Source organism: Streptomyces sp. NPDC055103 (assembly GCF_053607625.1).
This window is the reverse complement of record NZ_JBSGTX010000103.1, coordinates 1-21736: the sequence shown is the minus strand read 5'-3', so window position 1 is coordinate 21736 and position 21736 is coordinate 1. Positions and strand designations below refer to the sequence as shown.

Here is a 21736-nt window from a genome sequence, read left to right as displayed (position 1 = left end):
CGCTGACGCCGGGGATCCAGCAGCCCTACGCGCCGGTGTGGGCCGACTACGACCCGGCCTGACGGCGGGGTGGACTTGTCAACGGGCCGCCCCCCGGGATCCGGGTGGCGGCCCTTTCACATGCTCACGTGCTCACGTGCTCACATGCTCACGTGCTCACGTGCTCAGGTCGGAGACCTCACGCGCCGAGCAGCTTCCTCACCCGGTCCGCTCCCACGGCGAGGAGCAGCGTGGGCAGGCGGGGCCCGGTCTCGCGGCTCACGAGGAGCTTGTAGAGCAGGGCGAAGAAGGCGCGCTGGGCGAGCTTCAGCTCGGGTGTCGGCTTGGCCTCGGCGTCGAGACCGGCCATGACCTTCGGGACGCCGTAGACGAGGGTGGTGAGCCCGTCGAGCGACCAGTGGGTGTCGAGGCCTTCGAGGAGGAGGCGCAGTGACTCGCGGCCCTCGTCGTCGAGGGTGCCGAGGAGCTCGGTGTCGGGCTCCTCGCGGACGATGGTGCGCTGGTCGGCCGGGACCTGGTTGGTGATCCAGTTCTCGGCGCGGTCGAGGCGGGGCCGGACCTCGTCGAGGGAGGTGACCGGGTTCTCCGGGTCGAGTTCGGTCAGGATGCGCAGGGTCTGCTCGTCGTGGCCGGCGGTGATGTCCATGACCGAGGCGAGCGTGCGGTAGGGCAGCGGGCGCGGCGTGCGGGGGAGCTCGCCGGCGGCGGTGCGGGCGGCGCGGGTGTGGGCGGCGGCGTCGGCGGGGAGCACGGTGCCGTCGGCGACCTTGGCCTCCAGCTTGTCCCACTCGTCGTAGAGCCGCTGGATCTCCTGGTCGAAGGCGATCTTGAAGGACTGGTTCGGCTTGCGGCGGGCGTACAGCCAGCGCAGCAGCGGGGCTTCCATGATCTTCAGGGCGTCGGCCGCGGTGGGGACGCCGCCGCGCGAGGAGGACATCTTGGCCATGCCGCTGATGCCGACGAAGGCGTACATGGGGCCGATGGGCTGGACGCCGTCGAAGATCTCGCGGACGATCTGGCCGCCGACGACGAAGGAGGAGCCGGGCGAGGAGTGGTCGACGCCGGAGGGCTCGAAGATGACGCCTTCGTAGGCCCAGCGCATGGGCCAGTCGACCTTCCAGACCAGCTTGCCGCGGTTGAACTCGCTGAGCTTCACGGTCTCGGCGAAGCCGCAGTTGGTGCAGGTGTAGGCGAGTTCGGTGGTCTCGTCGTCGTAGGACGTGACGGTGGTGAGGTCCTTCTCGCACTGGCCGCAGTAGGGCTTGTACGGGAAGTAGCCGGAGGCGCCGCCGGAGCCGTCGTCCTCGGCGGCGGCGCCGGAGCCTTCCTCGGCTTCGAGCTCGGCCTCGTCGAGGGGCTTCTGCGACTGCTTCTTCGGGGCCTTCTTCGTCCGGTACTGGTCGAGGATGGCGTCGATGTCGCCGCGGTGCTTCATGGCGTGCAGGATCTGCTCGCGGTAGGTGCCGGCGGTGTACTGCTCGGTCTGGCTGATGGGGTCGTACTCGACGCCCAGCTCGGCCAGGGACTCGACCATGGCGGCCTTGAAGTGTTCGGCCCAGTTGGGGTGGGGCGAGCCGGCGGGGGCCGGGACGGAGGTCAGCGGCTTGCCGATGTGCTCGGCCCAGGACGCGTCGATGCCTTCGATGCCGTTGGGCACCTTGCGGAAGCGGTCGTAGTCGTCCCAGGAGATGAGGTGCCTGACCTCGTACCCGCGGCGGCGGATCTCGTCGGCGACCAGGTGCGGGGTCATGACCTCGCGGAGGTTGCCGAGGTGGATGGGGCCGGACGGGGAGAGGCCGGAGGCGACGACGACCGGTTTGCCAGGCGCACGTCGCTCCGACTCGGCGATGACCTCGTCCGCGAAACGGGAGACCCAGTCGGTCTCGGTGCTGCTCTGAGCCACGGTCGGTACGTCCTTCTTCCTGAGGGGGTTCTTCCCGGGGGGCCTGTCTGACTGTCCTGCGTAAGCCATTCTCCCAGACGGAAGGACGCGCTCCGAGGTTGTCCACAGGCGGAGAAAACACGTTGCTCTCCCATGGGACACTTGACAAGCGATATAGACCTGACGAACTCAACAGGAACGGAAGCTCATGGCCTCGGTCCCTTCCCTCGCTTCGACCGTGCAGCAGCGCCTCGCGGACGGACTCTCGGCAGCTCTGCCGGAGGCCGCGTCCGCCGATCCGCTGCTGCGACGAAGTGACCGGGCCGATTTCCAGGCCAACGGCATCCTGGCGCTGGCCAAGCAGCTCAAGGGCAATCCGCGTGAGCTGGCGACGAAGGTCGTCGGGGCGATCCCGGCGAACGACGTCCTGAAGGAGATCGAGGTCTCGGGCCCCGGTTTCCTGAACATCACGGTGACGGACTCGGCGATCGTCGAGACCCTCGCGGCCCGTGCGGCGGACGCGCGTCTCGGTGTGCCGTTCAACGAGGCGGCGGGCACGACGGTCATCGACTACGCCCAGCCGAACGTGGCGAAGGAGATGCACGTCGGGCATCTGCGGTCGGCCGTGATCGGCGCCGCGATGGTGGAGATCCTGGAGTTCACGGGCGAGACGGTGGTCCGGCGTCACCACATCGGTGACTGGGGCACCCAGTTCGGCATGCTCATCCAGTTCCTGATCGAGCACCCGCACGAGCTGGACCACAAGGTCGAGGGTGCGGATGTCTCCGGTGAGGAGGCCATGTCGAACCTCAACCGGCTGTACAAGGCCTCGCGGACGCTCTTCGACTCGGACGAGGAGTTCAAGACGCGGGCGCGTGCCCGGGTGGTGGACCTTCAGGCGGGCGAGCCGGAGACGCTGGCCATGTGGCAGCGGTTCGTGGACGAGTCGAAGATCTACTTCTACTCGGTCTTCGAGAAGCTCGACATGGACATCAGCGATCCGGACATCGTCGGTGAGTCCGGTTACAACGACATGCTGCACGAGACGTGCCGGCTGCTTGAGGAGTCGGGCGTCGCCGTCCGTTCCGAGGGTGCGCTGTGCGTGTTCTTCGACGACGTGAAGGGCCCGGACGGCAATCCGACGCCGCTGATCGTCCAGAAGTCCGACGGTGGTTTCGGCTACGCGGCGACGGACCTGTCGGCGATCCGCGACCGGGTGGGGAACCTGAAGGCGACGTCCCTGGTGTACGTGGTGGACGCGCGTCAGTCGCTGCACTTCAAGATGGTGTTCGAGACGGCCCGTCGGGCGGGCTGGCTGAACGACGGCGTGAAGGCCGTCCAGCTGGCGTTCGGCACGGTCCTCGGCAAGGACGGCAAGCCGTTCAAGACCCGTGAGGGCGAGACGGTCCGGCTGGTGGACCTGCTGGACGAGGCGGTGGACCGGGCGACGGCGGTCGTCGGCGAGAAGGCCGAGAAGGTGGGTCTGACCGAGTCGGAGATCGTCGAGAACGGCCGGTACGTGGGCATCGGCGCGGTGAAGTACGCCGACCTGTCGACGTCCGCGGCGCGCGACTACAAGTTCGACCTGGACCAGATGGTGTCGCTGAACGGCGACACGTCCGTGTACCTGCAGTACGCGTACGCGCGTATCAAGTCGATCTTCGGGAAGGCCGGCGACCGTACGCCGCTCGCCCACCCCGAGCTGGAGCTGGCCCCGGCCGAGCGTGCGCTCGGGCTGCACCTCGACCAGTTCGGCGAGGTGATCGCCGAGACGGCCGCGGAGTACGCCCCGCACAAGCTGGCCGCGTACCTGTACCAGCTGGCTTCGCTGTACACGACGTTCTACGACCAGTGCCCGGTCATCAAGCCGGAGCCGCCGAAGGAGATCGCGGAGAACCGCCTCTTCCTGTGCGAGCTGACGGCCCGCACGCTGCACCAGGGCATGGCTCTCCTGGGCATCCGGACGCCCGAGCGCCTCTGACGCCCAGGAGCGGCCTCGAAGCGAAGCCCCCGGCACGGGTCACCGTGACGGGGGCTTCGTCGTCAGCTGATGGTGTGGGAGGTCCTCCCCGAGACCTCGTCGATCTCCGAATGGGCCTTCTGGAGCAGCTGGGAGGCGAGGTCCATGAGGGCGCGGGCGCCCGCGATCTCCTCGCCGACCCGTAGCTGGTCGGGATCGGAGGGGTGCCGGTTGGCCGTGCCGTGGGCCCGGAACTCGGTGCCGTCGGTGAGCCGGACCATGGCCGCCGCCCGCGTCCGGTCGCCCTCCTCCTTGAACTCCATCTCCACATGCCATCCGACAAGCGTGTGCATCATGAGGACCACCTCCAGCGAGGTACCTGCCGGGTACCTCTCCAGAGTGCGCCGGACAGCCCCTACTGGCGAGCCGACCCCAGCTTCTGCGCGACTTCGGTCGCCCAGTAGGTCAGGATCATCTGGGCGCCGGCACGGCGGATGCCGGTGAGGGTCTCGAAGATCGCCCGGTCGCGGTCGATCCAGCCCTTCTCGGCGGCGGCCTCGACCATCGCGTACTCGCCGCTGATCTGGTAGGCGGCGACGGGTACGTCCACGGACTCGGCGACCTTCGCGAGCACGTCGAGGTACGGCCCGGCCGGCTTCACCATCACCATGTCGGCGCCCTCCTCCAGGTCGAGGGCGAGCTCGCGCATCGACTCGCGCAGGTTCGCCGGGTCCTGCTGGTAGGTCTTGCGGTCGCCCTGGAGGGAGGAGCCGACGGCCTCGCGGAAGGGGCCGTAGAAGGCGGAGGAGTACTTCGCGGTGTACGCGAGGATCGCGACGTCCTCCTTGCCGATGGTGTCCAGGGCGTCCCTGACCACGCCGACCTGCCCGTCCATCATTCCGGAGGGTCCGACGACATGGACGCCGGCGTCGGCCTGGACCTGCGCCATCTCGGCGTAACGTTCCAGCGTGGCGTCGTTGTCGACGCGGCCTTCGGCGTCGAGGACGCCGCAGTGGCCGTGGTCGGTGTACTCGTCGAGGCAGAGGTCGGACATGATGACGAGCTCGTCGCCGACCTCGGCGCGGACGTCCCGGATGGCGACCTGCAGGATGCCGTCGGGGTCGGTCCCGGCGGTACCGGCGGCGTCCTTCTTGGCGTCCTCGGGCACGCCGAAGAGCATGATCCCGGAGACTCCGGCCTCCAGGGCCTCGACCGCGGCCTTCCGCAGGGTGTCGCGCGTGTGCTGGACGACGCCGGGCATGGCCGTGATCGGCACGGGCTCGGTGATCCCCTCGCGCACGAACGCGGGAAGGATCAGATCGGCCGGCCGCAGCCGCGTCTCGGCAACCATGCGCCGCATGGCGGGCGTCGTCCGCAGCCGCCGCGGCCGCGCCCCGGGAAAGGATCCGTACGAGTTCATACGCCCGAGGCTACGCCCGCCCAAACAGTGGTTTTACCGACAGCCTGTTGCCGCGGAGCGAAGGGTCTGTCGATGCCGCGGAGCGAAGGGTCTGTCGTTGACGCGGAGCGAAGGGTCTGTCGTTGACGCGATGCGAAGGGTGCGGGACCTTCGCGAGGTCCCGCACCCGAGGCACCACTGCGCCTACTGCACCGACCGACTAGGTCGTACGGCGCCGCCGGGCGCCCGGCCGCCGCTCGGACGGCCGCGTCACCGGGTCGCCGGCCTCCAGTGCCGCTTCCCGGCGCCGCAGGCCGAAGTCCGCCAGCGCCTCCGCGAGCTTGTGCACGGAGGGCTCGGGCGACAGCACGTCCACCCGCAGTCCGTGCTCCTCGGCGGTCTTGGCCGTGGCGGGGCCGATGCACGCGATGACGGTCACGTTGTGCGGCTTCCCGGCGATGCCCACCAGGTTCCGCACGGTCGAGGACGACGTGAAGAGCACGGCGTCGAAGCCACCGCCCTTGATCGCCTCGCGCGTGTCCGCCGGCGGCGGCGACGCCCGTACGGTCCGGTAGGCGGTCACGTCGTCGACCTCCCACCCGAGCTCGATGAGCCCGGCGACCAGCGTCTCCGTGGCGATGTCGGCCCGCGGCAGGAAGACGCGGTCGATCGGGTCGAAGACGGGGTCGTACGGAGGCCAGTCCTCCAGCAATCCCGCAGCCGACTGCTCACCACTCGGCACGAGATCCGGCTTCACACCGAAGTCGACGAGCGCCGCGGCGGTCTGCTCGCCCACCGCCGCGACCTTGATCCCGGCGAAGGCGCGCGCGTCGAGCCCGTACTCCTCGAACTTCTCCCGTACGGCCTTCACCGCGTTCACCGACGTGAAGGCGATCCACTCGTACCGTCCGGTGACGAGCCCCTTCACCGCCCGCTCCATCTGCTGCGGGGTCCGCGGCGGCTCGACGGCGATCGTCGGCACCTCGTGCGGCACGGCGCCGTACGAACGCAGCTGGTCGGAGAGCGAGGCGGCCTGCTCCTTGGTACGCGGCACGAGTACGCGCCACCCGAAGAGCGGCTTCGACTCGAACCACGACAGCTGGTCCCGCTGCGCCGGGGCGCTGCGCTCGCCGACCACGGCTATGACCGGCCGGTGGCCCTCGGGCGAGGGGAGGATCTTGCCCTGCTTGAAGACCTGGGCGATGGTGCCGAGCGTCGCGTTCCAGGTCCGCTGGCGGGTGGTCGTACCGGCGATGGTGACGGTGAGGGGGGTGTCCGGCTTACGGCCTGCCGACACCAGTTCACCGGCGGCCGCGGCCACGGAGTCGAGCGAGGTGGAGACGACGACGGTGCCGTCGGAGGCGCCGACCTCGGCCCAGCACCGCTCGTCGGCGGTCCTGGCGTCGACGAACCGCACGTCCGCGCCCTGCGCGTCACGCAGCGGGACACCGGCGTACGCGGGCACGCCGACGACGGTGGCGACACCGGGGACGACCTCGAAGGGGATGCCCTCGCTGGCGCAGGCGAGCATCTCGGCGCCCGCGTTCCCGTCGAGGCCGGGGTCGCCGGTCACCGCACGGACGACCCGCCTGCCGCCCCTCGCGGCCTCCATGACAAGATTGGCGGCATCCCTCAACACGGGGACTCCGGCGGTTGTTGACGCCTCGTCAACAACCGTCAGCTCAGGCGTGCTCACCCCCGCGCGCGCATGGTCACGAACGACCTCGAGCACCTCCGGCTCGGCGATCAGTACGTCCGCGCCCGCGAGGGCCTCGACGGCCCTGAGGGTCAGCAGTCCGGGGTCTCCGGGGCCTGCGCCGAGGAACGTGACGTGCCCGTGGCCGGTGAAGGCCGAGGACACAGGGTTGGTGGTCGGGCGGGTGGGGTTCAAAGTGCTCGCTCCCCCATAAGACCAGCCGCACCCTTGGCGAGCATCTCGTCCGCGAGTTCGCGTCCGAGTGCCATCGCCTCGTCGTGCGAGGTGGGTACGGGACCGGTGGTGGACAGCTGCACCAGCGTCGAGCCGTCGGTGGTGCCGACGACGCCGCGCAGGCGCATTTCGGTGACAACCTGCCCGTGACCGGGGTCGTCGGCCAGCAGGTCGGCCAGCGCACCCACAGGTGCGGAGCAGCCGGCCTCCAGGGCGGCGAGCAGGGATCGCTCGGCCGTGACGGCGGCCCGCGTGAGCGGGTCGTCGAGAGCGGCGAGCGTGGCGACGAGGCCGGCGTCGGACGCCGGGCACTCGATCGCCAGGGCCCCCTGGCCGGGGGCGGGCAGGACCGAGTCGACCGACAGGTGGTCGAGCGACAGGGAGCCGGTCAGCTCCGCGGTCCCGCCGATGCGGTTGAGACCGGCCGCGGCGAGAACCACCGCGTCCAGCTCACCGCTGTGCACATAGCCGACCCGGGTGTCGATGTTCCCCCGGATCGGGACACAGGTGATCTCCAGGCCGTGGCTGCGCGCGTACGCGTGGAGCTGGGCCATACGACGCGGCGAACCGGTGCCGACACGGGCACCCCCGGGCAGCCGGTCGAGCGTGACGCCGTCCCGTGCGATCAGCACGTCGCGCGGGTCTTCGCGCTTCGGGATCGCGGCCAGCACGAGCTCGGGGTGCTGGGCGGTCGGCAGGTCCTTCAGGGAGTGGACGGCGAAGTCCACCTCGCCGGCGAGGAGCGCGTCGCGCAGGGCGGCGACGAAGACGCCGGTGCCGCCGATCTGCGCGAGGTGCTCCCGGGAGGTGTCCCCGTACGTCGTGATCTCCACGAGCTCGACGGGCCGGCCGGTCAGCTGCCGGACGGCGTCGGCCACGTGCCCGGACTGGGCCATGGCGAGCTTGCTGCGCCTGGTCCCGAGCCTCAGTGCCCTCTCGGTCATACTCGCCCTCGGTTCTTGACGTCGGCGTCATTCAGGTCGGCCCGGCTGACGGATGCCACCGTCTCCGGGTCGAGGTCGAAGAGTGTCCGCAGCGCGTCCGCGTACCCGGCGCCGCCGGGCTCGCTGGCCAGCTGCTTGACCCGCACGGTCGGCGCGTGCAGGAGCTTGTCGACCACGCGTCGCACGGTCTGGGTGATCTCGGCGCGCTGCTTGTCGTCGAGGTCGGGCAGGCGGCCTTCCAGCCGGGCGATCTCGCCGGCGACGACATCGGCGGCCATCGTGCGCAGGGCGACGACGGTCGGGGTGATGGTCGCGGCGCGCTGGGCGGCGCCGAAGGCGGCGACCTCGTCGGAGACGATGCCGCGGACCTGGTCGACGTCGGCGGCCATGGGCGCGTCGGCGGAGGCCTCGGCGAGCGACTCGATGTCGACGAGCCGGACTCCGGGGATCCGGTGGGCGGCGGCGTCGATGTCGCGGGGCATGGCGAGGTCGAGCAGGGCGAGCGGGGTGCGGCGGTTCTGTACGGCGGTCTCGACGGCCTCGGCGGTGAGGACGAGTCCGGTGGCGCCGGTGCAGGAGACGACGACGTCGGCACGTGTCAGTTCGTCGCCGACGGCAACCATCTCGACCGCGCGTGCGGTCACCCCCGTGCCACCGGGCTCGCGCAGGATCTGGGCGAGGCGGTCGGCGCGGGTCAGGGTGCGGTTGGCGATGACGATCTCGGAGACGCCGGAGCGCGCGAGGGTGGCGGCGGCCAGTGAGGACATGGAGCCGGCGCCGATGACGAGGGCCCGCTTGCCCTTGGCCCAGGTGTCGACGTCGGCGTCGCCCTGGCCGTCGGCGAGCTGCTCCAGGCCGAAGGTGACGAGCGACTGCCCGGCCCGGTCGATCCCGGTCTCGCTGTGGGCGCGCTTGCCGACCCTCAGGGCCTGCTGGAACAGGTCGTTGAGGAGGCGGCCCGCGGTGTGCTGCTCCTGGCCGAGGGCGAGCGCGTCCTTGATCTGGCCGAGGATCTGGCCCTCGCCGACGACCATGGAGTCGAGTCCGCAGGCCACCGAGAAGAGGTGGTGGACGGCCCGGTCCTCGTAGTGCACGTAGAGATAGGGGGTGAGCTCCTCCAGGCCGACGCCGCTGTGCTGGGCGAGCAGCGTGGACAGCTCGGCGACACCGGCGTGGAACTTGTCCACGTCGGCGTAGAGCTCGATGCGGTTGCAGGTGGCCAGGACGGTGCCCTCGGCGGCCGGTTCGGCGGCGAGGGTGTCCTGCAGCAGCTTGACCTGGGTGTCCGCCGGCAGTGCGGCCCGCTCCAGGATGGAGACCGGGGCGCTGCGGTGGCTCAGCCCGACGACGAGAAGGCTCATGCCGGCATCACCGCGGGGACGTCCCCGTCGGGTCCCTTGCGGCTGCTGCCCGCGGTGCGGGCGGCGGGCGGCGCGGTGGGTGCTCCGGTCTCCGTGCCCGTCTCCGGGCCGCTGTCGGCGCCCGCCTCCTCGCCGGCCTTCCGCTGCTCGTGGAAGGCGAGGATCTGGAGCTCGATGGAGAGGTCGACCTTGCGCACGTCGACGCCGTCGGGCACGGAGAGCACGGTCGGGGCGAAGTTCAGGATGGAGGTGACCCCGGCGGTCACCAGCCGGTCGCAGACCTGCTGGGCGACGCCGGCCGGTGTCGCGATGACGCCGATGGAGACGCCGTCCTCGTCGATGATCTTCTCGAGGTCGTCGCTGTGCTGCACGGGGATCCCGGCGACCGGCTTGCCGGTCATGGCCGGGTCGGCGTCGATCAGCGCGGCGACCCGGAAGCCACGGGAGGCGAAGCCGCCGTAGCCGGCGAGCGCGGCGCCGAGGTTACCGATGCCGACGATGACGACCGGCCAGTCCTGCGTGAGGCCGAGCTCACGGGAGATCTGGTAGACGAGGTACTCGACGTCGTAACCGACACCACGGGTGCCGTACGAGCCGAGGTAGCTGAAGTCCTTGCGCAGCTTCGCGGAGTTGACGCCCGCGGCGGCCGCGAGCTCCTCGGAGGAGACCGTGGGTACGGAGCGCTCCGAGAGCGCGGTCAGTGCGCGCAGATACAGCGGAAGCCGGGCGACGGTGGCCTCGGGAATTCCTCGGCTACGGGTCGCCGGTCGGTGAGTTCGGCCAGTTGCCACGGTGCTCCTGCGGGATGAGCGGGGCTGCAGGCGGCCGTATGTCCCAAGACCGCCCCGTCGAATGCAGGCTATGTCTTTGTGAACGCGTGCACAAAGATGGTGTCCGTTTTGTCCGGCCAAAGTGACCGGGGTCACGCGGCTGGTTCCCTTCGTCACGGAACCACGGAGCAGGTCAGAGCGTTGAGATCCCGAAGGGGGCAAAACCGTACACACTCCTCACGATGCCGCCCCCGAAACCCAACAAAACGTCCACGATGGTAACCGTCTTTCGGTCACGCACCCAGTTCGCGCCGGAGCCGCCCCGGGTCCACGCGCCAGAAGGTGTGCTGCTCCCCATCGATGAGAACGACGGGGATCTGCTCCCAGTACGCACGATGAAGCTCCTCGTCGCGCGTGATGTCCTTCTCCTCCCATCGTGCCCCTGTTTCGGCGCACACAGTCTCGATCACCGCCCGGGCCTCGTCGCAGAGGTGACACCCCGGCTTGCCGATCAGCGTCACGGTGCGCGATCCGGCGTCCTTCTTCTTCGTCCGTCCGAACATGACGTCCATTCTGTCCAATTAACAGGGGAGCCCCGCAGTGTTCACGCCCCGGCATCGTCACAAGTCGGGAAGTACCGAACAGACTGGCTATGCTCACGGCATGGCCGCTCTGGGATGGCTCACCCCTCGTAGGCGCTCCGCCACCGCGCGCAGCGTCCTCGCAGGCGAGGCCGCTGCCGAGGCAGCGCGGAAGTCCTCGCTCCAGCTGGAACGGGAGCGGGAGGAGGCCGCGGCAGCGACCGCCGCCGCCGAGCCCACCGCCCCGCCCGAACCCGAGTTCCCGGTCGTCGGCGACGTCCAGGCGGCCGCCTTCTTCGACCTCGACAACACCGTGATGCAGGGCGCCGCGATCTTCCACTTCGGCCGCGGCCTGTACAAGCGGAAGTTCTTCCAGCGCCGCGAACTCACCCGCTTCGCCTGGCAGCAGGCCTGGTTCCGGCTCGCGGGCGTCGAGGACCCCGAGCACATGCAGGACGCCCGCGACAGCGCCCTGTCCATCGTCAAGGGCCACCGCGTCGCCGAACTGATGTCGATCGGCGAGGAGATCTACGACGAGTACATGGCCGACCGCATCTGGCCCGGCACCCGCGGCCTCGCCCAGGCTCACCTGGACGCCGGCCAGAAGGTCTGGCTCGTCACGGCCGCCCCGGTCGAGACGGCCACGATCATCGCCCGGCGGCTCGGCCTGACCGGCGCACTCGGCACGGTCGCCGAGTCCGTCGACGGCGTCTACACCGGCAAGTTGGTCGGCGAGCCCCTGCACGGACCGGCCAAAGCCGAGGCGGTACGGGCGCTCGCCGCCGCCGAGGGCCTCGACCTGAACCGCTGCGCCGCCTACAGCGACTCGCACAACGACATCCCGATGCTCTCGCTCGTCGGGCACCCGTACGCGATCAACCCGGACACCAAGCTCCGCAAGTACGCGAAGGCCCGGGAGTGGCGACTGCGCGACTACCGGACCGGCCGCAAGGCCGCCAAGGTCGGCATCCCCGCCGCCGCGGGCCTGGGCGCGCTCGCCGGCGGCACCGCCGCCGCGGTCGCCCTGCACCGCCGCCGCCGCTGACGCCGACGCGACCGACCGCCCCGACCGCCCCGGAGAAGGGCCACACCCCGGCGCGCCGCCGCCCCTGCCGATACGTTTCGGCTGCGATCATCTGCGACAACCCGGGACCACGGCCCCTCACCCGTCCGTGGTCGAACACCACCGCACAGGTCGACTCCCGGGCATTCCGGGCTCCTTACCCAGCAGCGGCCCCGATCACTCACCCGTTCTGCACTTGAGCACAACGCAACGCCCGCGCAGTCACACTCGGAAGCAATCCGATCAACAACCGGTCACGAACGGTGGCCAGTTACGACTGCAAGCAGTAACGGAAACGACGTAATCGGTGATTTGAGCAACTGGGTGTAGCGCTGCCTGTACGAAGCGTTATTCTCCTCAGACGCACAAAGGACCCCTCCCGTCGCCACGACGAGTAAACGGTCCCGCACTGCACGTGATGGAAGCTCTGCCTCTGGGAGTCCCGTGTACCCACACGTCGGGGTTGACACCTCGGGCCTGGCTACGCTGCGCGCAACGGTCCTCGACCACTTGCGCGGCTTCGTCCCCACCGCGTACGCCGGCCCTGTCCCCGCCTTCGCCTTCGCCTCACCGGCACCCGCCGGCCCTTGCTATGCCCTGGCCGACGGCAGCGCCGCCGTGGGCAGACGGGGAACCCGCGGCGGCGCCGGAACCTCGACCGCCGCCCGCCGCCCCACCGCCGACAGCGACAGCGCTCGCATGATGGACCTGGTCGAGCGCGCCCAGGCCGGCGAGGCCGAAGCCTTCGGCCGCCTGTACGACCAGTACAGCGACACCGTCTACCGCTACATCTATTACCGCGTCGGCGGGAAGGCGACAGCGGAGGACCTGACCAGCGAGACGTTCCTGCGCGCCCTGCGCCGGATCTCCACCTTCACCTGGCAGGGCCGCGACTTCGGCGCCTGGCTCGTCACCATCGCCCGCAACCTCGTCGCCGACCACTTCAAGTCCAGCCGCTTCCGCCTCGAGGTCACCACCGGCGAGATGCTCGACGCCAACGAGGTCGAGCGCAGCCCCGAGGACTCCGTCCTCGAGTCCCTCTCCAACGCGGCACTCCTCGACGCGGTCCGCCGCCTCAACCCCCAGCAGCAGGAGTGCGTGACCCTGCGCTTCCTCCAGGGGCTCTCGGTCGCCGAGACCGCCCGCGTCATGGGGAAGAACGAGGGCGCCATCAAGACCCTCCAGTACCGGGCCGTCCGCACCCTGGCCCGCCTCCTCCCGGACGACGCGCGCTGACCGGTTCGCGCCCCCCACACGCGCCCCCGTACGCCGGTCCACGCTCCACCCCCCGCACCTCCCCCCACATCCCCACGACCCCGGAACAACTCACAGTCGGTGACGCCTCGATGACGCACTGGTCCGATCATCTTTCGCGCGTAACCCAAGTGCCGCGCCGCTCGTTGTGCGGAATGCAGGCTCCCTGTGGTCACGCCATGCCCGCAGCCACTCACTCGTTCGTGTGGATGTGTTCAAGGTGTGCAACCTCCCGGACACCCCGGGGAGTCGACCGTCATGACGAGAGGAGGTGCCGCCAGTGATCGCGAACGTATCGGCGCACCGGCGGGCGAACGCCTTCGCCCAGGCCCTGGAGGACCAGGCGGCCGAGGGCGCGGCAGCGGAACAGCCCGAAGCTCCGGCCGAGCCGGCGGAGCAGGGGCGGCTGTTGGCCTTGGCGAGCGGTCTCGGTGAACTGCCGAAACCGCAGCTGGACCCCGAGGTCAAGGTGGTGCAGCGAGCGCAGCTCGTCGCCGCCATGGAAGCGATGCTGATGGAGGGGAGCGCGGCCGCGGGCCCTACGGTCCCGGAGCAACGGGCACCGGGAGCCAAGGGAGCCCACCGGGCGTCCCCGCTCCGCAAGCTCCGCCCACGCTCCCGCTGGTCGAAGGGGCTCGCCGCCGGCGGCCTCACGGTCGGTGTGGCCGCGGGAGCCTTCGGCGGAGTGGCCGCTGCCAGCTCCGACGCCCTCCCCGGTGACTCGCTCTACGGGCTCAAGCGAGGCATGGAGGACGTCAGGCTCGGGATGGCCGACGACGCGGCGGACCGCGGCGGCATCTATCTCGACCAGGCGTCCACCCGGCTCAGCGAGGCCCGCAGACTCATGGAGCGCGGCCGCTCCGGCGACCTCGACCACGAGTCGCTCACCGAGATCCGTCGCGTCCTGGGCGGAATGAAGCACGACGCGAGTGAGGGCCACCGCCTCCTTCGCGAGGCATACGAGCAGGACGGCGAGATCGGCCCGATGGCCCGTCTCAACTCCTTCGCCCAGGCCCACCGGGACACCTGGAACGGCATCCGCGACCGGCTCCCCGTGCAGCTCGCGGACGTCGGCAGCGAGGTGACCGGCGTCTTCGACGCCATGGACGAAGAGGTCGAACCGCTCCAGTCGGTGCTTCCCCGCACCCTGGACAAGGACGGGGTCGCCACCGAGAGCCCCACCCGCGGGACGACCACGCCGCAGGACACCCAGGAATCGGACACCCAGCGTCCGCCGTCCTCCCAGGAGACGTCGCCCACGGGCAGCCCCTCCGCCCCGCCCCGCCCGTCCGGTTCCACCCCGAGCACCGGTACGAGCGCGAGCACGGACAGCGGCAGCACCGCATCACCCGAGGACGACGGTCTCCTCGGCGGCAACACCGGTGGGCTGCTCCAGCCGCCCTCACCGACCGGCCCGCCGACGGCACCCTCGCCCACGACCCCGACACCTCCCGAGGTGCCGGACGTGACGATTCCGCCGATCCTGCCGGGCCTGCTACCAGGCCTCGGCATCGACAGCGAGGACGCTCGCTAGCAAGAGGTGAGGGGCGCCCCACGGACGGGGGCGCCCCTCAGCTCTGTGCACCGCCGGAACACCTCAGCGGAACGCCGACGGCCTCAGAAGAACACCGACCGCCGCTGCACCAGCAGCTTGTACAGCGTGTGCTGTATCTGCTCCCTGACCTGGTCCGTCAGGTTGAACATCAGCATCGGGTCCTCCGCCGCCTCCGGCGCGTACCCGTCCGTCGGGATCGGCTCGCCGAACTGGATGGTCCACTTCGTCGGCAGCGGGACCGCCCCCAGCGGCCCCAGCCAGGGGAACGTCGGAGTGATCGGCACGTACGGGACGCCGAGCACCCGCGCCAGCGTCCTGGCGTTCCCGATCATCGGGTAGATCTCCTCCGCCCCCACGATCGAGCAGGGCACGATCGGCACCCCGGCCCGCAGCGCCGTGGAGACGAAGCCGCCCCGCCCGAACCGCTGGAGCTTGTACCGCTCCGAGAACGGCTTCCCGATGCCCTTGAAGCCCTCCGGCATCACGCCGACGATCTCCCCGGCCCGCAGCAGCCGCTCCGCGTCCTCCGCGCAGGCCAGCGTGTGCCCCGCCTTCCGCGCCAGCTCGTTGACCACCGGCAGGACGAACACCAGGTCCGCCGCGAGCAGCCGCAGATGCCGGCCCGCCGGGTGCTGGTCGTGCACGGCGACCTGCATCATCAGCCCGTCGAGCGGCAGCGTCCCCGAGTGGTTGGCGACGATCAGCGCCCCGCCCTTGGCGGGGATGTTCTCGATGCCCTTCACCTCGACCCGGAAGTACTTCTCGTACAGCGGGCGCAGCAGCGACATCAGGACCTGGTCGGTGAGCTCCTTGTCGTAGCCGAACTCGTCGACCTCGTACTCACCGGTGATCCGCCGCCGCAGGAAAGCGAGGCCACCCGCGAGCCGCCGCTCCCAGCCCCCGGCGCCGGACACGGCCCCGGGGCCGCTCCCAGCCTCCGTGCCCATGCCCTCACCATGCCCGCTCCCTGCCCCGCCCGCAGCCTCGGCACCGGGCAGGGCAGCTCCGGCACCCTCCGGCTCCTGAGGGCTCTGCTGCGACCCGGACAGGGACCGTACGGCCGCCGCCTCCCCGTCGGCCCGGCTGGGCCGACGACGGGCCCGCGAGCGATCGTCGTCGAACGGAATGACCTTGGCGTCCGCCATCGCTGTCCGGTCTCCTCAGGCGCCGTGATGAAGTGAGTCATGAGCGGCCGGGGCCAGCCGGCCCGCGAGCCGGTCCACCGCCCCGGCGAGCCTCTCCGGCGGCAGAAGGCCCGGCCCCCTGCTGCCCGCGAAGTCGGCGAAGGTCTCCGCCGTCGTGTAGCGCGGCGAGAACCCCAGGACCTCGCGCAGCTGCACCGTCGAGACGACCCGGCCGTGCGTGAGGAGCCGGATCTGCTCGGGCGCGAAGTCGGTGATCCCGACCGTGCGCAGCGCCGTCCCCACCCAGGTGACCGCGGGCAGCAGCACCGGGACGGTCGGCCGTCCGAGCCTGCGCGCGCACTGGGAGAGCAGCAGCACCCCGTCCCCGGCCACGTTGAACGTGCCGCTGTTCAGGGTGGCCCTGCGGGGCTCGTGCGCCGCCAGCCGCAGGACGTCGATCACGTCGTCCTCGTGGACGAACTGGAGCCTCGGGTCGTAGCCGAGCACGGTCGGCATGACCGGCAGCGACAGGTACTCGGCCAGCGGGGAGTCGATCCGCGGCCCGAGGATGTTCGCGAACCGCAGGACGCAGACGGCCACGTCCGGCCGGCGCCGGGCGAAGCCCCGCACGTACCCCTCGACCTCGACGGCGTCCTTGGCGAAGCCCCCGCTCGGCAGCGACTTCGCCGGGGTGGTCTCGGTGAAGACCGCCGGATCACGCGGGGCGGAGCCGTAGACGCTCGTACTCGACTTGATCACGAGCCGCTTGATCCGCGGCGACTTCTGGCAGGCCCCGAGGAGCTGCATGGTGCCGATGACGTTGGTCTCCTTGACCGACGTACGGCCCCCGGCGCCGAGCGCCGTCCCGGTGACGTCCATGTGGACGACCGTGTCGACCTCGTACTCGGCCAGGACCTTCGCGATCGCCGGGCGGCGGATGTCCGCCCGTACGAACTCGGCGGCGCCGAGCTGGTGCGCCGGGTCGACCGCGTCGACCGCGACCACCCGCTCCACGTCCGAGTCCCGCTGGATCCGCCGTACGAAACGGCCCCCGAGGTGCCGGGCGGCACCGGTGACGAGCACGACCCTGCCCAAGATCAGCGCCTTCCGTCCGTCTTCCGTTGGTCGCCACCGTAGCGCCTCCGTATTTCGGCGCGAATAAAGCGTGGCCCTCCACCGCGAACGGTGAAGGGCCACGCCTGACGCACGAATCGCTGCGGTGCAGCTGTCGCCTTACTTCTTGTTGCGACGCTGAACGCGCGTGCGCTTAAGCAGCTTGCGGTGCTTCTTCTTCGCCATCCGCTTGCGCCGCTTCTTGATAACAGAGCCCACGACTACCCTCGCTCACTTCTCGGAACATCCCCGCCTCCCGGCGGGGATCGGTGCGGGGCGTCTGGGCCCACACGACCTACGTCGGCCTAGCCTACCGTCCCGAGCACCGCGCTTGTAATCCGAGGGCCGTACGCGACTTTCCCGGCTTTTCGGCCGCGCGCTCGCTACGCGGTCCCCACCCCCACGAAGGACTCCCTCAGGTACTCGTGAACCGCCTGTTCCGGCACCCGGAAGGACCTGCCCACCCGGATCGCCGGCAGATGACCGCTGTGCACCAAGCGGTACACGGTCATCTTCGACACGCGCATCACCGAGGCGACTTCCGCCACGGTCAGAAACTTGACCTCGTTGAGAGGTCGATCGCCAGCAGCCATGACCCACCTGTACCTTCCGCCGCGACGCCCACCGGCTTCCCCTCCGGTGACTCTTCGTCGCCGAGCGCTCACTCGCCAGACTAGGGGCGGGTGGTACGAGTGGGGAAGAGGAGCTGCTATCGGCCGTTTACCGTGACAGACACGCGCGATTGAGTACATAGCGCGTGAGCGGACGGTAGTAGTCGGAGCGCACGCCGTCATCAAGCGGAACGGCCACCGACACCTGCCCCTCCGCCTCACCGACGAACAGCGCCGGATCATCCGTATCGGCGAGACCGATGGCCTCGATACCCAGCTGACCTGCACCGCAGACCCATCCGTGGTCCCCCACCACGAGCTCCGGCAGCGGCCCGCCGTCCTCCATCGCACTCTCGAGCGCGGCCCTAACCGGCAGCGCGGAATGCGAGTGCGCCCCCGGCTCGCGACCACCCCCCGACAGCCCGGGCTCACGCACCAACGCGACCCCCCGTACGTAGTCGAGGAGGTACGTACGTACGCCGAACCGCGTCGTTATGTCGACACATCGCCCCTGCGCCGGGGTGAGGACAAGACATCCCGCCGCCGACAAAGCGTCTGCGAGAGCGACGTAGAAACCGAGCAGACGGTGCGGATGCCCCGTCCCGAACAGCACCGGAACCCGCCGCGCGGCCGCCGCACCCAACCGCGCCGCGAAGGCGTCGAGCCCCCTCAACGTCCGTTCCGGGTCGATGACATCGGGCCCCGACCGGTGCGCCGGATCCCCCGACACCCCGCACTTGTCGGCCATCAGCCGCAGCAGATCCGCCTCGCCCCACCCCCAGGCGGGATCCAGCCCCAGCAGCACCCGCGGATCACGCGCGGCGAAGAGCCGATAGCTCCGCAGACTCTCCTCCCGTGACGTCGCCACCGTCCCCGCCAACCCCGCCGCCAAAAGATGCGCCCGCAGCGCCCCGGTACTCAACACCCTCCCGATGCTGCCGGAACACGCCGCCCCCGGAGCCCAAACCCCCCGGACAGCGCACAGTCGGCGTAACGAACGAGAAGAAGGGCCACGGCCCCGCCCCGAACGCCCACCCCCTAGCTAGGGAAGCAGCCCCCGCAGCGGGAAGGCAGCCTTCCGGGTCGCCAGCACCGCCTGGTCCAGCCGATCCGCCGGGTCGTACCCCGCGGCCCAGTCCCCGAAGGCCACCGGCCACCGCCCGTCCGTCATCCGCGCCGGCCCCAACTGCCGGGTACGCGCGTACACCTCGTCCCGCCAGGACGACGGAATCACCGACGCCGGGTCCACCGGGGCATGCGCCGCGATCCCCACCAGATGCGTCCACGACCGCGGCACCACATCCACCACCGCGTACCCGCCACCGCCGAGCGCCAGCCACTTCCCGCCCTCGACGTACGCGTGCGCCAGCTCGTGGCAGGCCGACTGCACCGACCGCTGGGCGTCCAGCGACACCGCCAGATGCGCGAGCGGATCCTCGAAGTGCGTGTCGGCCCCGTGCTGCGTCACGAGCACCTGCGGCCGGAAGTCCGCGATCAGCTCCGGCACCACCGCGTGGAAGGCCCGCAGCCACCCCGCGTCCCCCGTCCCGGCCGGCAGTGCCACGTTCACGGCCCCACCCTCGGCGGGCCCCGGCGCCCCCGTCTCCTCCGGCCACCCGGTCTGCGGGAACAGCGTCCGCGGATGCTCGTGCAACGAGACCGTCAGGACCCGCGGGTCCTCCCAGAACGCCGCCTGCACCCCGTCGCCGTGATGCACGTCCACGTCCACGTAGGCGACCCGCTCCGCCCCCAGCTCCAGGAGACGGGCGATGGCCAGCGACGCGTCGTTGTAGATGCAGAACCCGGAAGCGCTCCCCGGCATCGCGTGGTGCAGCCCGCCCGCGAAGTTCACGGCGTGCGCGGCCTCCCCCCGCCAGACCGACTCCGCCGCCCCGACCGACTGCCCGGCGATCAGCGCCGACACCTCGTGCATCCCGGCGAACGCCGGATCGTCGACGGTCCCGAGCCCGTACGCCTGGTCGGCACGGCGCGGGTCCACCGAGGCCGCCCGCACCGCCGCCACATAGTCCTCACGGTGCACGAGCCGCAAGGTCGACTCCCCGGCCGGCGGCGCCGCCACGACGTCCACGGCCCGGTCGAGCCCGTACGCCCGCACCAGCGCCATCGTCAGCGCGAGCCGTACCGGATCCATCGGATGCTCGGACCCGAAGTCGTACTGCGTGACAGCTTCATCCCACATCAACAGTGCGCGGCCGCTCATGCCCGCCACCGTATCGGGCCTCTCGCGAACCGAACGACGTGGCGTACACCACCGTCACCAGGACCAGCGCCATGGGCACCAGCATCGCCCACCGATAGCTCCACGCGTCCCCGAGCGCCCCCACCAACGGCGACCCGACGAGGAACCCGACGTAGTTGAAGACATTGAGCCGCGCCACCGCCGCGTCACTCGCCGCCGGGAACAGCCTGCCCGCCGCGGCGAACGTCTGCGGCACGATCACGCTCAGCCCGAACCCCAGCACGGTGAACCCGGCGATCCCCGCCCACGCCCCCGGCGCCGCGGCCACCACCGCGAACCCCAGCGCCGCGAGCACCGCCCCGCACCGGACGACCGTCACGGCCCCCAGCTTCCGCACCCCGAGGTCACCCACGGCCCTCCCCAGAAGCGTCGTCACCATGTACGCGTTGTACGGCACGGTCGCCAGCTCCTCCGAACTGCCGAGCACGTCCTGGAGGTACTTGGCACTCCAGTTGGAGACGGTGGAGTCCCCTATGTACGCGAAGGTCATGACGAGACAGAGCGGCAGCAGCAACGCGAAGGCGACACCATTCCCCCGGCTCTCCCCCGCCTCCTCCTTCACCACTCGACGCTCACCGGCCCCGTACCAGCGGCTGCCGACGAGGGCGACGGGCAACAGCACCGCGACGACCGGCAGATACGACACGAACAGCGACAGGTGCCAGTGCGCCCCCACCCAGGCCAACGACGCACCCACGATCCCTCCGAGGCTGTACGAGGCGTGGAAACCGAGCATGATGCTCCGCCCGTACGCCCGCTGGAGGCTCACCCCCAGCATGTTCATGGAGGCGTCGAGGGCCCCCACCGCGAGCCCGAAGAGCCCGAGGGCGACCGCCGCCTCCCACAGCTCCGTGCCGGCCCCCACGCCCAGAAGGGCCAGCAGGACGACGGGCTGAGACCACCGCAGCACCACCGCGGGCCCCACCCGGGCGACGACCTTCTCGGTCGCGACGCTCGCCACCCCGGCCAGGATCGGCACGGCGGCCAGGAATGCGGGCAGCAGCGCGTCCGATATCCCGTACCGGTCCTGTATCCCCGGTATTCGGGTCACGAGCAAGGCGAACGTGACCCCCTGCACGAAGAAACTGACCGCCAGGGATCCCCGCCCACGCCTCAACCGCGCATCCGTCATGGCGGCTCAGCGTAGGGCCGGGACCTACCGATGGGTAGATGGATCACAGACCCAATGCCGCGGGGAGTTCGTCCATCGCCCGGAAGAACCCCGTGGCACCGGCGAGCTTCTCCTCGGGCGTCATCGCCGTGAACCCGTACACGTCCATCCCGGCGGCGACGGCCGCCTGGACCCCGAGCCGGCTGTCCTCGACCACGACACACCGCTCCGGCGCGACTCCCATCCGCGCGGCGGCGTGCAGGAAGAGGTCCGGCTCGGGCTTGCCCCGCCCGACGTCCTCAGCGCTGAAGACGTTCTCGTCCCGGAACCAGGCGTCGAGCCCGGTCTTCCGGTGCCCCACCCGAATCCGCTCGTGACTCCCGGAGGAGGCCACACAGTACGGAACCCCGGCCTCGACCAGCCCCTTGAGTACGTCCGAGGCCCCGCGCACGGCCTCCAGCTCCCTCTCGAAGGCGGCGAAGACCCGCCCGTGGAACGTCTCGTCGAAGTCCGCGGGCAGCCGCTCCCCGGTCCGCTCCTCGACCAGCTCGTGAATGCGGTGCATGGCGGACCCCATGTAGTCCCGCACCGATTCCTCGTACGTCGTCGGGTGCCCGAGCTCCGTCAGATAGCCGGCGAGGAGGCTATTCGAAATCGGCTCGCTGTCCACGAGCACACCATCGTTGTCGAAGATGATCACGTCGTATCGCATGGACAGAGCTTAGAACGCAAAAATGCCTCAACCCCCGGACATGGTCCGGGGGTTGAGGCTAAAAATTGTTCGGCGGCGTCCTACTCTCCCACAGGGTCCCCCCTGC

20 protein-coding genes are annotated in these 21736 nt (G+C 70.5%); 4 read left to right on the top strand and 16 right to left on the bottom strand.

Features of this window, described 5'->3' with window-relative positions; translation table 11 throughout:
- Nucleotides 1-178 precede the first annotated feature (178 nt).
- Nucleotides 179-1972, bottom strand: a complete 1794-nt coding sequence (gene lysS / locus ACWFR1_RS37460) for a lysine--tRNA ligase (RefSeq protein ID WP_453559846.1) — start codon at nucleotides 1970-1972, stop codon at nucleotides 179-181.
- Nucleotides 1973-2090: 118 nt separating this feature from the next.
- Between lysS and argS the strand changes: the two genes are divergently transcribed.
- Nucleotides 2091-3863, top strand: coding sequence for an arginine--tRNA ligase (gene argS / locus ACWFR1_RS37455; protein ID WP_453559843.1), 1773 nt, complete (start codon nucleotides 2091-2093; stop codon nucleotides 3861-3863).
- Nucleotides 3864-3925: 62 nt separating this feature from the next.
- Here the strand turns inward: argS and ACWFR1_RS37450 are convergent, their stop codons facing one another.
- The 7 genes from ACWFR1_RS37450 to ACWFR1_RS37420 all read right to left on the bottom strand — a co-directional run bounded on the left by ACWFR1_RS37450 (nucleotide 3926) and on the right by ACWFR1_RS37420 (nucleotide 10818).
- Nucleotides 3926-4195 carry a DUF1876 domain-containing protein gene (locus tag ACWFR1_RS37450; RefSeq protein ID WP_453559848.1) on the bottom strand — a complete coding sequence of 90 codons (270 nt, stop codon included), beginning with the start codon at nucleotides 4193-4195 and terminating at the stop codon, nucleotides 3926-3928.
- A gap of 62 nt (nucleotides 4196-4257) precedes the next feature.
- On the bottom strand, nucleotides 4258-5262 hold the full coding sequence (gene hemB / locus ACWFR1_RS37445) for a porphobilinogen synthase (RefSeq protein ID WP_453559840.1): 1005 nt from the start codon (nucleotides 5260-5262) through the stop codon (nucleotides 4258-4260).
- Nucleotides 5263-5461: 199 nt separating this feature from the next.
- Entirely contained in the window at nucleotides 5462-7132 is a 1671-nt protein-coding gene (locus tag ACWFR1_RS37440; protein ID WP_453559837.1) for a uroporphyrinogen-III synthase, read from the bottom strand.
- Nucleotides 7129-8115: a hydroxymethylbilane synthase gene (gene hemC, locus ACWFR1_RS37435; RefSeq protein ID WP_453559834.1), complete on the bottom strand. Its 987-nt coding sequence runs from the start codon at nucleotides 8113-8115 to the stop codon at nucleotides 7129-7131. Before hemC ends, ACWFR1_RS37440 begins: the two co-directional genes overlap by 4 nt.
- Entirely contained in the window at nucleotides 8112-9476 is a 1365-nt protein-coding gene (locus ACWFR1_RS37430; protein ID WP_453559831.1) for a glutamyl-tRNA reductase, read from the bottom strand. Before ACWFR1_RS37430 ends, hemC begins: the two co-directional genes overlap by 4 nt.
- Nucleotides 9473-10267, bottom strand: a complete 795-nt coding sequence (locus tag ACWFR1_RS37425; RefSeq protein WP_453559829.1) for a redox-sensing transcriptional repressor Rex — start codon at nucleotides 10265-10267, stop codon at nucleotides 9473-9475. Before ACWFR1_RS37425 ends, ACWFR1_RS37430 begins: the two co-directional genes overlap by 4 nt.
- A gap of 272 nt (nucleotides 10268-10539) precedes the next feature.
- Nucleotides 10540-10818, bottom strand: a complete 279-nt coding sequence (locus ACWFR1_RS37420; protein ID WP_453559826.1) for a glutaredoxin family protein — start codon at nucleotides 10816-10818, stop codon at nucleotides 10540-10542.
- A 91-nt stretch (nucleotides 10819-10909) separates the two neighbouring features.
- Between ACWFR1_RS37420 and ACWFR1_RS37415 the strand changes: the two genes are divergently transcribed.
- From ACWFR1_RS37415 to ACWFR1_RS37405, 3 genes are all read left to right on the top strand, one after another.
- Nucleotides 10910-11872, top strand: a complete 963-nt coding sequence (locus ACWFR1_RS37415) for an HAD family hydrolase (RefSeq protein ID WP_453559823.1) — start codon at nucleotides 10910-10912, stop codon at nucleotides 11870-11872.
- Nucleotides 11873-12334: 462 nt separating this feature from the next.
- Nucleotides 12335-13126 (top strand): ECF subfamily RNA polymerase sigma factor, BldN family, encoded by a 792-nt coding sequence (locus ACWFR1_RS37410; RefSeq protein ID WP_055642830.1) that lies wholly within the window; start codon nucleotides 12335-12337, stop codon nucleotides 13124-13126.
- A 298-nt stretch (nucleotides 13127-13424) separates the two neighbouring features.
- Nucleotides 13425-14678, top strand: a complete 1254-nt coding sequence (locus ACWFR1_RS37405) for a DUF5667 domain-containing protein (protein WP_453559820.1) — start codon at nucleotides 13425-13427, stop codon at nucleotides 14676-14678.
- 83 nt (nucleotides 14679-14761) lie between these two features.
- Here ACWFR1_RS37405 and ACWFR1_RS37400 read toward each other — a convergent pair whose 3' ends face one another.
- The 8 genes from ACWFR1_RS37400 to ACWFR1_RS37365 all read right to left on the bottom strand — a co-directional run bounded on the left by ACWFR1_RS37400 (nucleotide 14762) and on the right by ACWFR1_RS37365 (nucleotide 21630).
- Nucleotides 14762-15844, bottom strand: coding sequence for a lysophospholipid acyltransferase family protein (locus tag ACWFR1_RS37400; protein ID WP_453559817.1), 1083 nt, complete (start codon nucleotides 15842-15844; stop codon nucleotides 14762-14764).
- A 15-nt stretch (nucleotides 15845-15859) separates the two neighbouring features.
- The gene (locus ACWFR1_RS37395; protein ID WP_453559815.1) at nucleotides 15860-16918 is read right to left on the bottom strand and encodes an NAD-dependent epimerase/dehydratase family protein; all 1059 of its coding nucleotides are present in this window, start codon (nucleotides 16916-16918) and stop codon (nucleotides 15860-15862) included.
- A 138-nt stretch (nucleotides 16919-17056) separates the two neighbouring features.
- Nucleotides 17057-17155 (bottom strand): 30S ribosomal protein bS22, encoded by a 99-nt coding sequence (locus ACWFR1_RS37390; RefSeq protein ID WP_003948845.1) that lies wholly within the window; start codon nucleotides 17153-17155, stop codon nucleotides 17057-17059.
- Nucleotides 17156-17319: 164 nt separating this feature from the next.
- Entirely contained in the window at nucleotides 17320-17529 is a 210-nt protein-coding gene (locus ACWFR1_RS37385; RefSeq protein ID WP_030223786.1) for a helix-turn-helix domain-containing protein, read from the bottom strand.
- Nucleotides 17530-17656: 127 nt separating this feature from the next.
- Nucleotides 17657-18472 carry a phosphatase gene (locus ACWFR1_RS37380; protein ID WP_453559812.1) on the bottom strand — a complete coding sequence of 272 codons (816 nt, stop codon included), beginning with the start codon at nucleotides 18470-18472 and terminating at the stop codon, nucleotides 17657-17659.
- Nucleotides 18473-18589: 117 nt separating this feature from the next.
- A complete protein-coding gene (locus ACWFR1_RS37375) occupies nucleotides 18590-19768 on the bottom strand; it encodes an acetoin utilization protein AcuC (RefSeq protein WP_453559810.1) in 1179 nt (392 codons plus the stop codon).
- Complete coding sequence (locus ACWFR1_RS37370) at nucleotides 19737-20939, bottom strand: MFS transporter (RefSeq protein WP_453559808.1); 1203 nt, start codon at nucleotides 20937-20939, stop codon at nucleotides 19737-19739. The genes ACWFR1_RS37375 and ACWFR1_RS37370 overlap by 32 nt, the downstream gene beginning before the upstream one ends.
- Before the next feature lie 43 nt (nucleotides 20940-20982).
- Complete coding sequence (locus ACWFR1_RS37365) at nucleotides 20983-21630, bottom strand: HAD family hydrolase (RefSeq protein ID WP_453559805.1); 648 nt, start codon at nucleotides 21628-21630, stop codon at nucleotides 20983-20985.
- Nucleotides 21631-21736 lie beyond the last annotated feature (106 nt).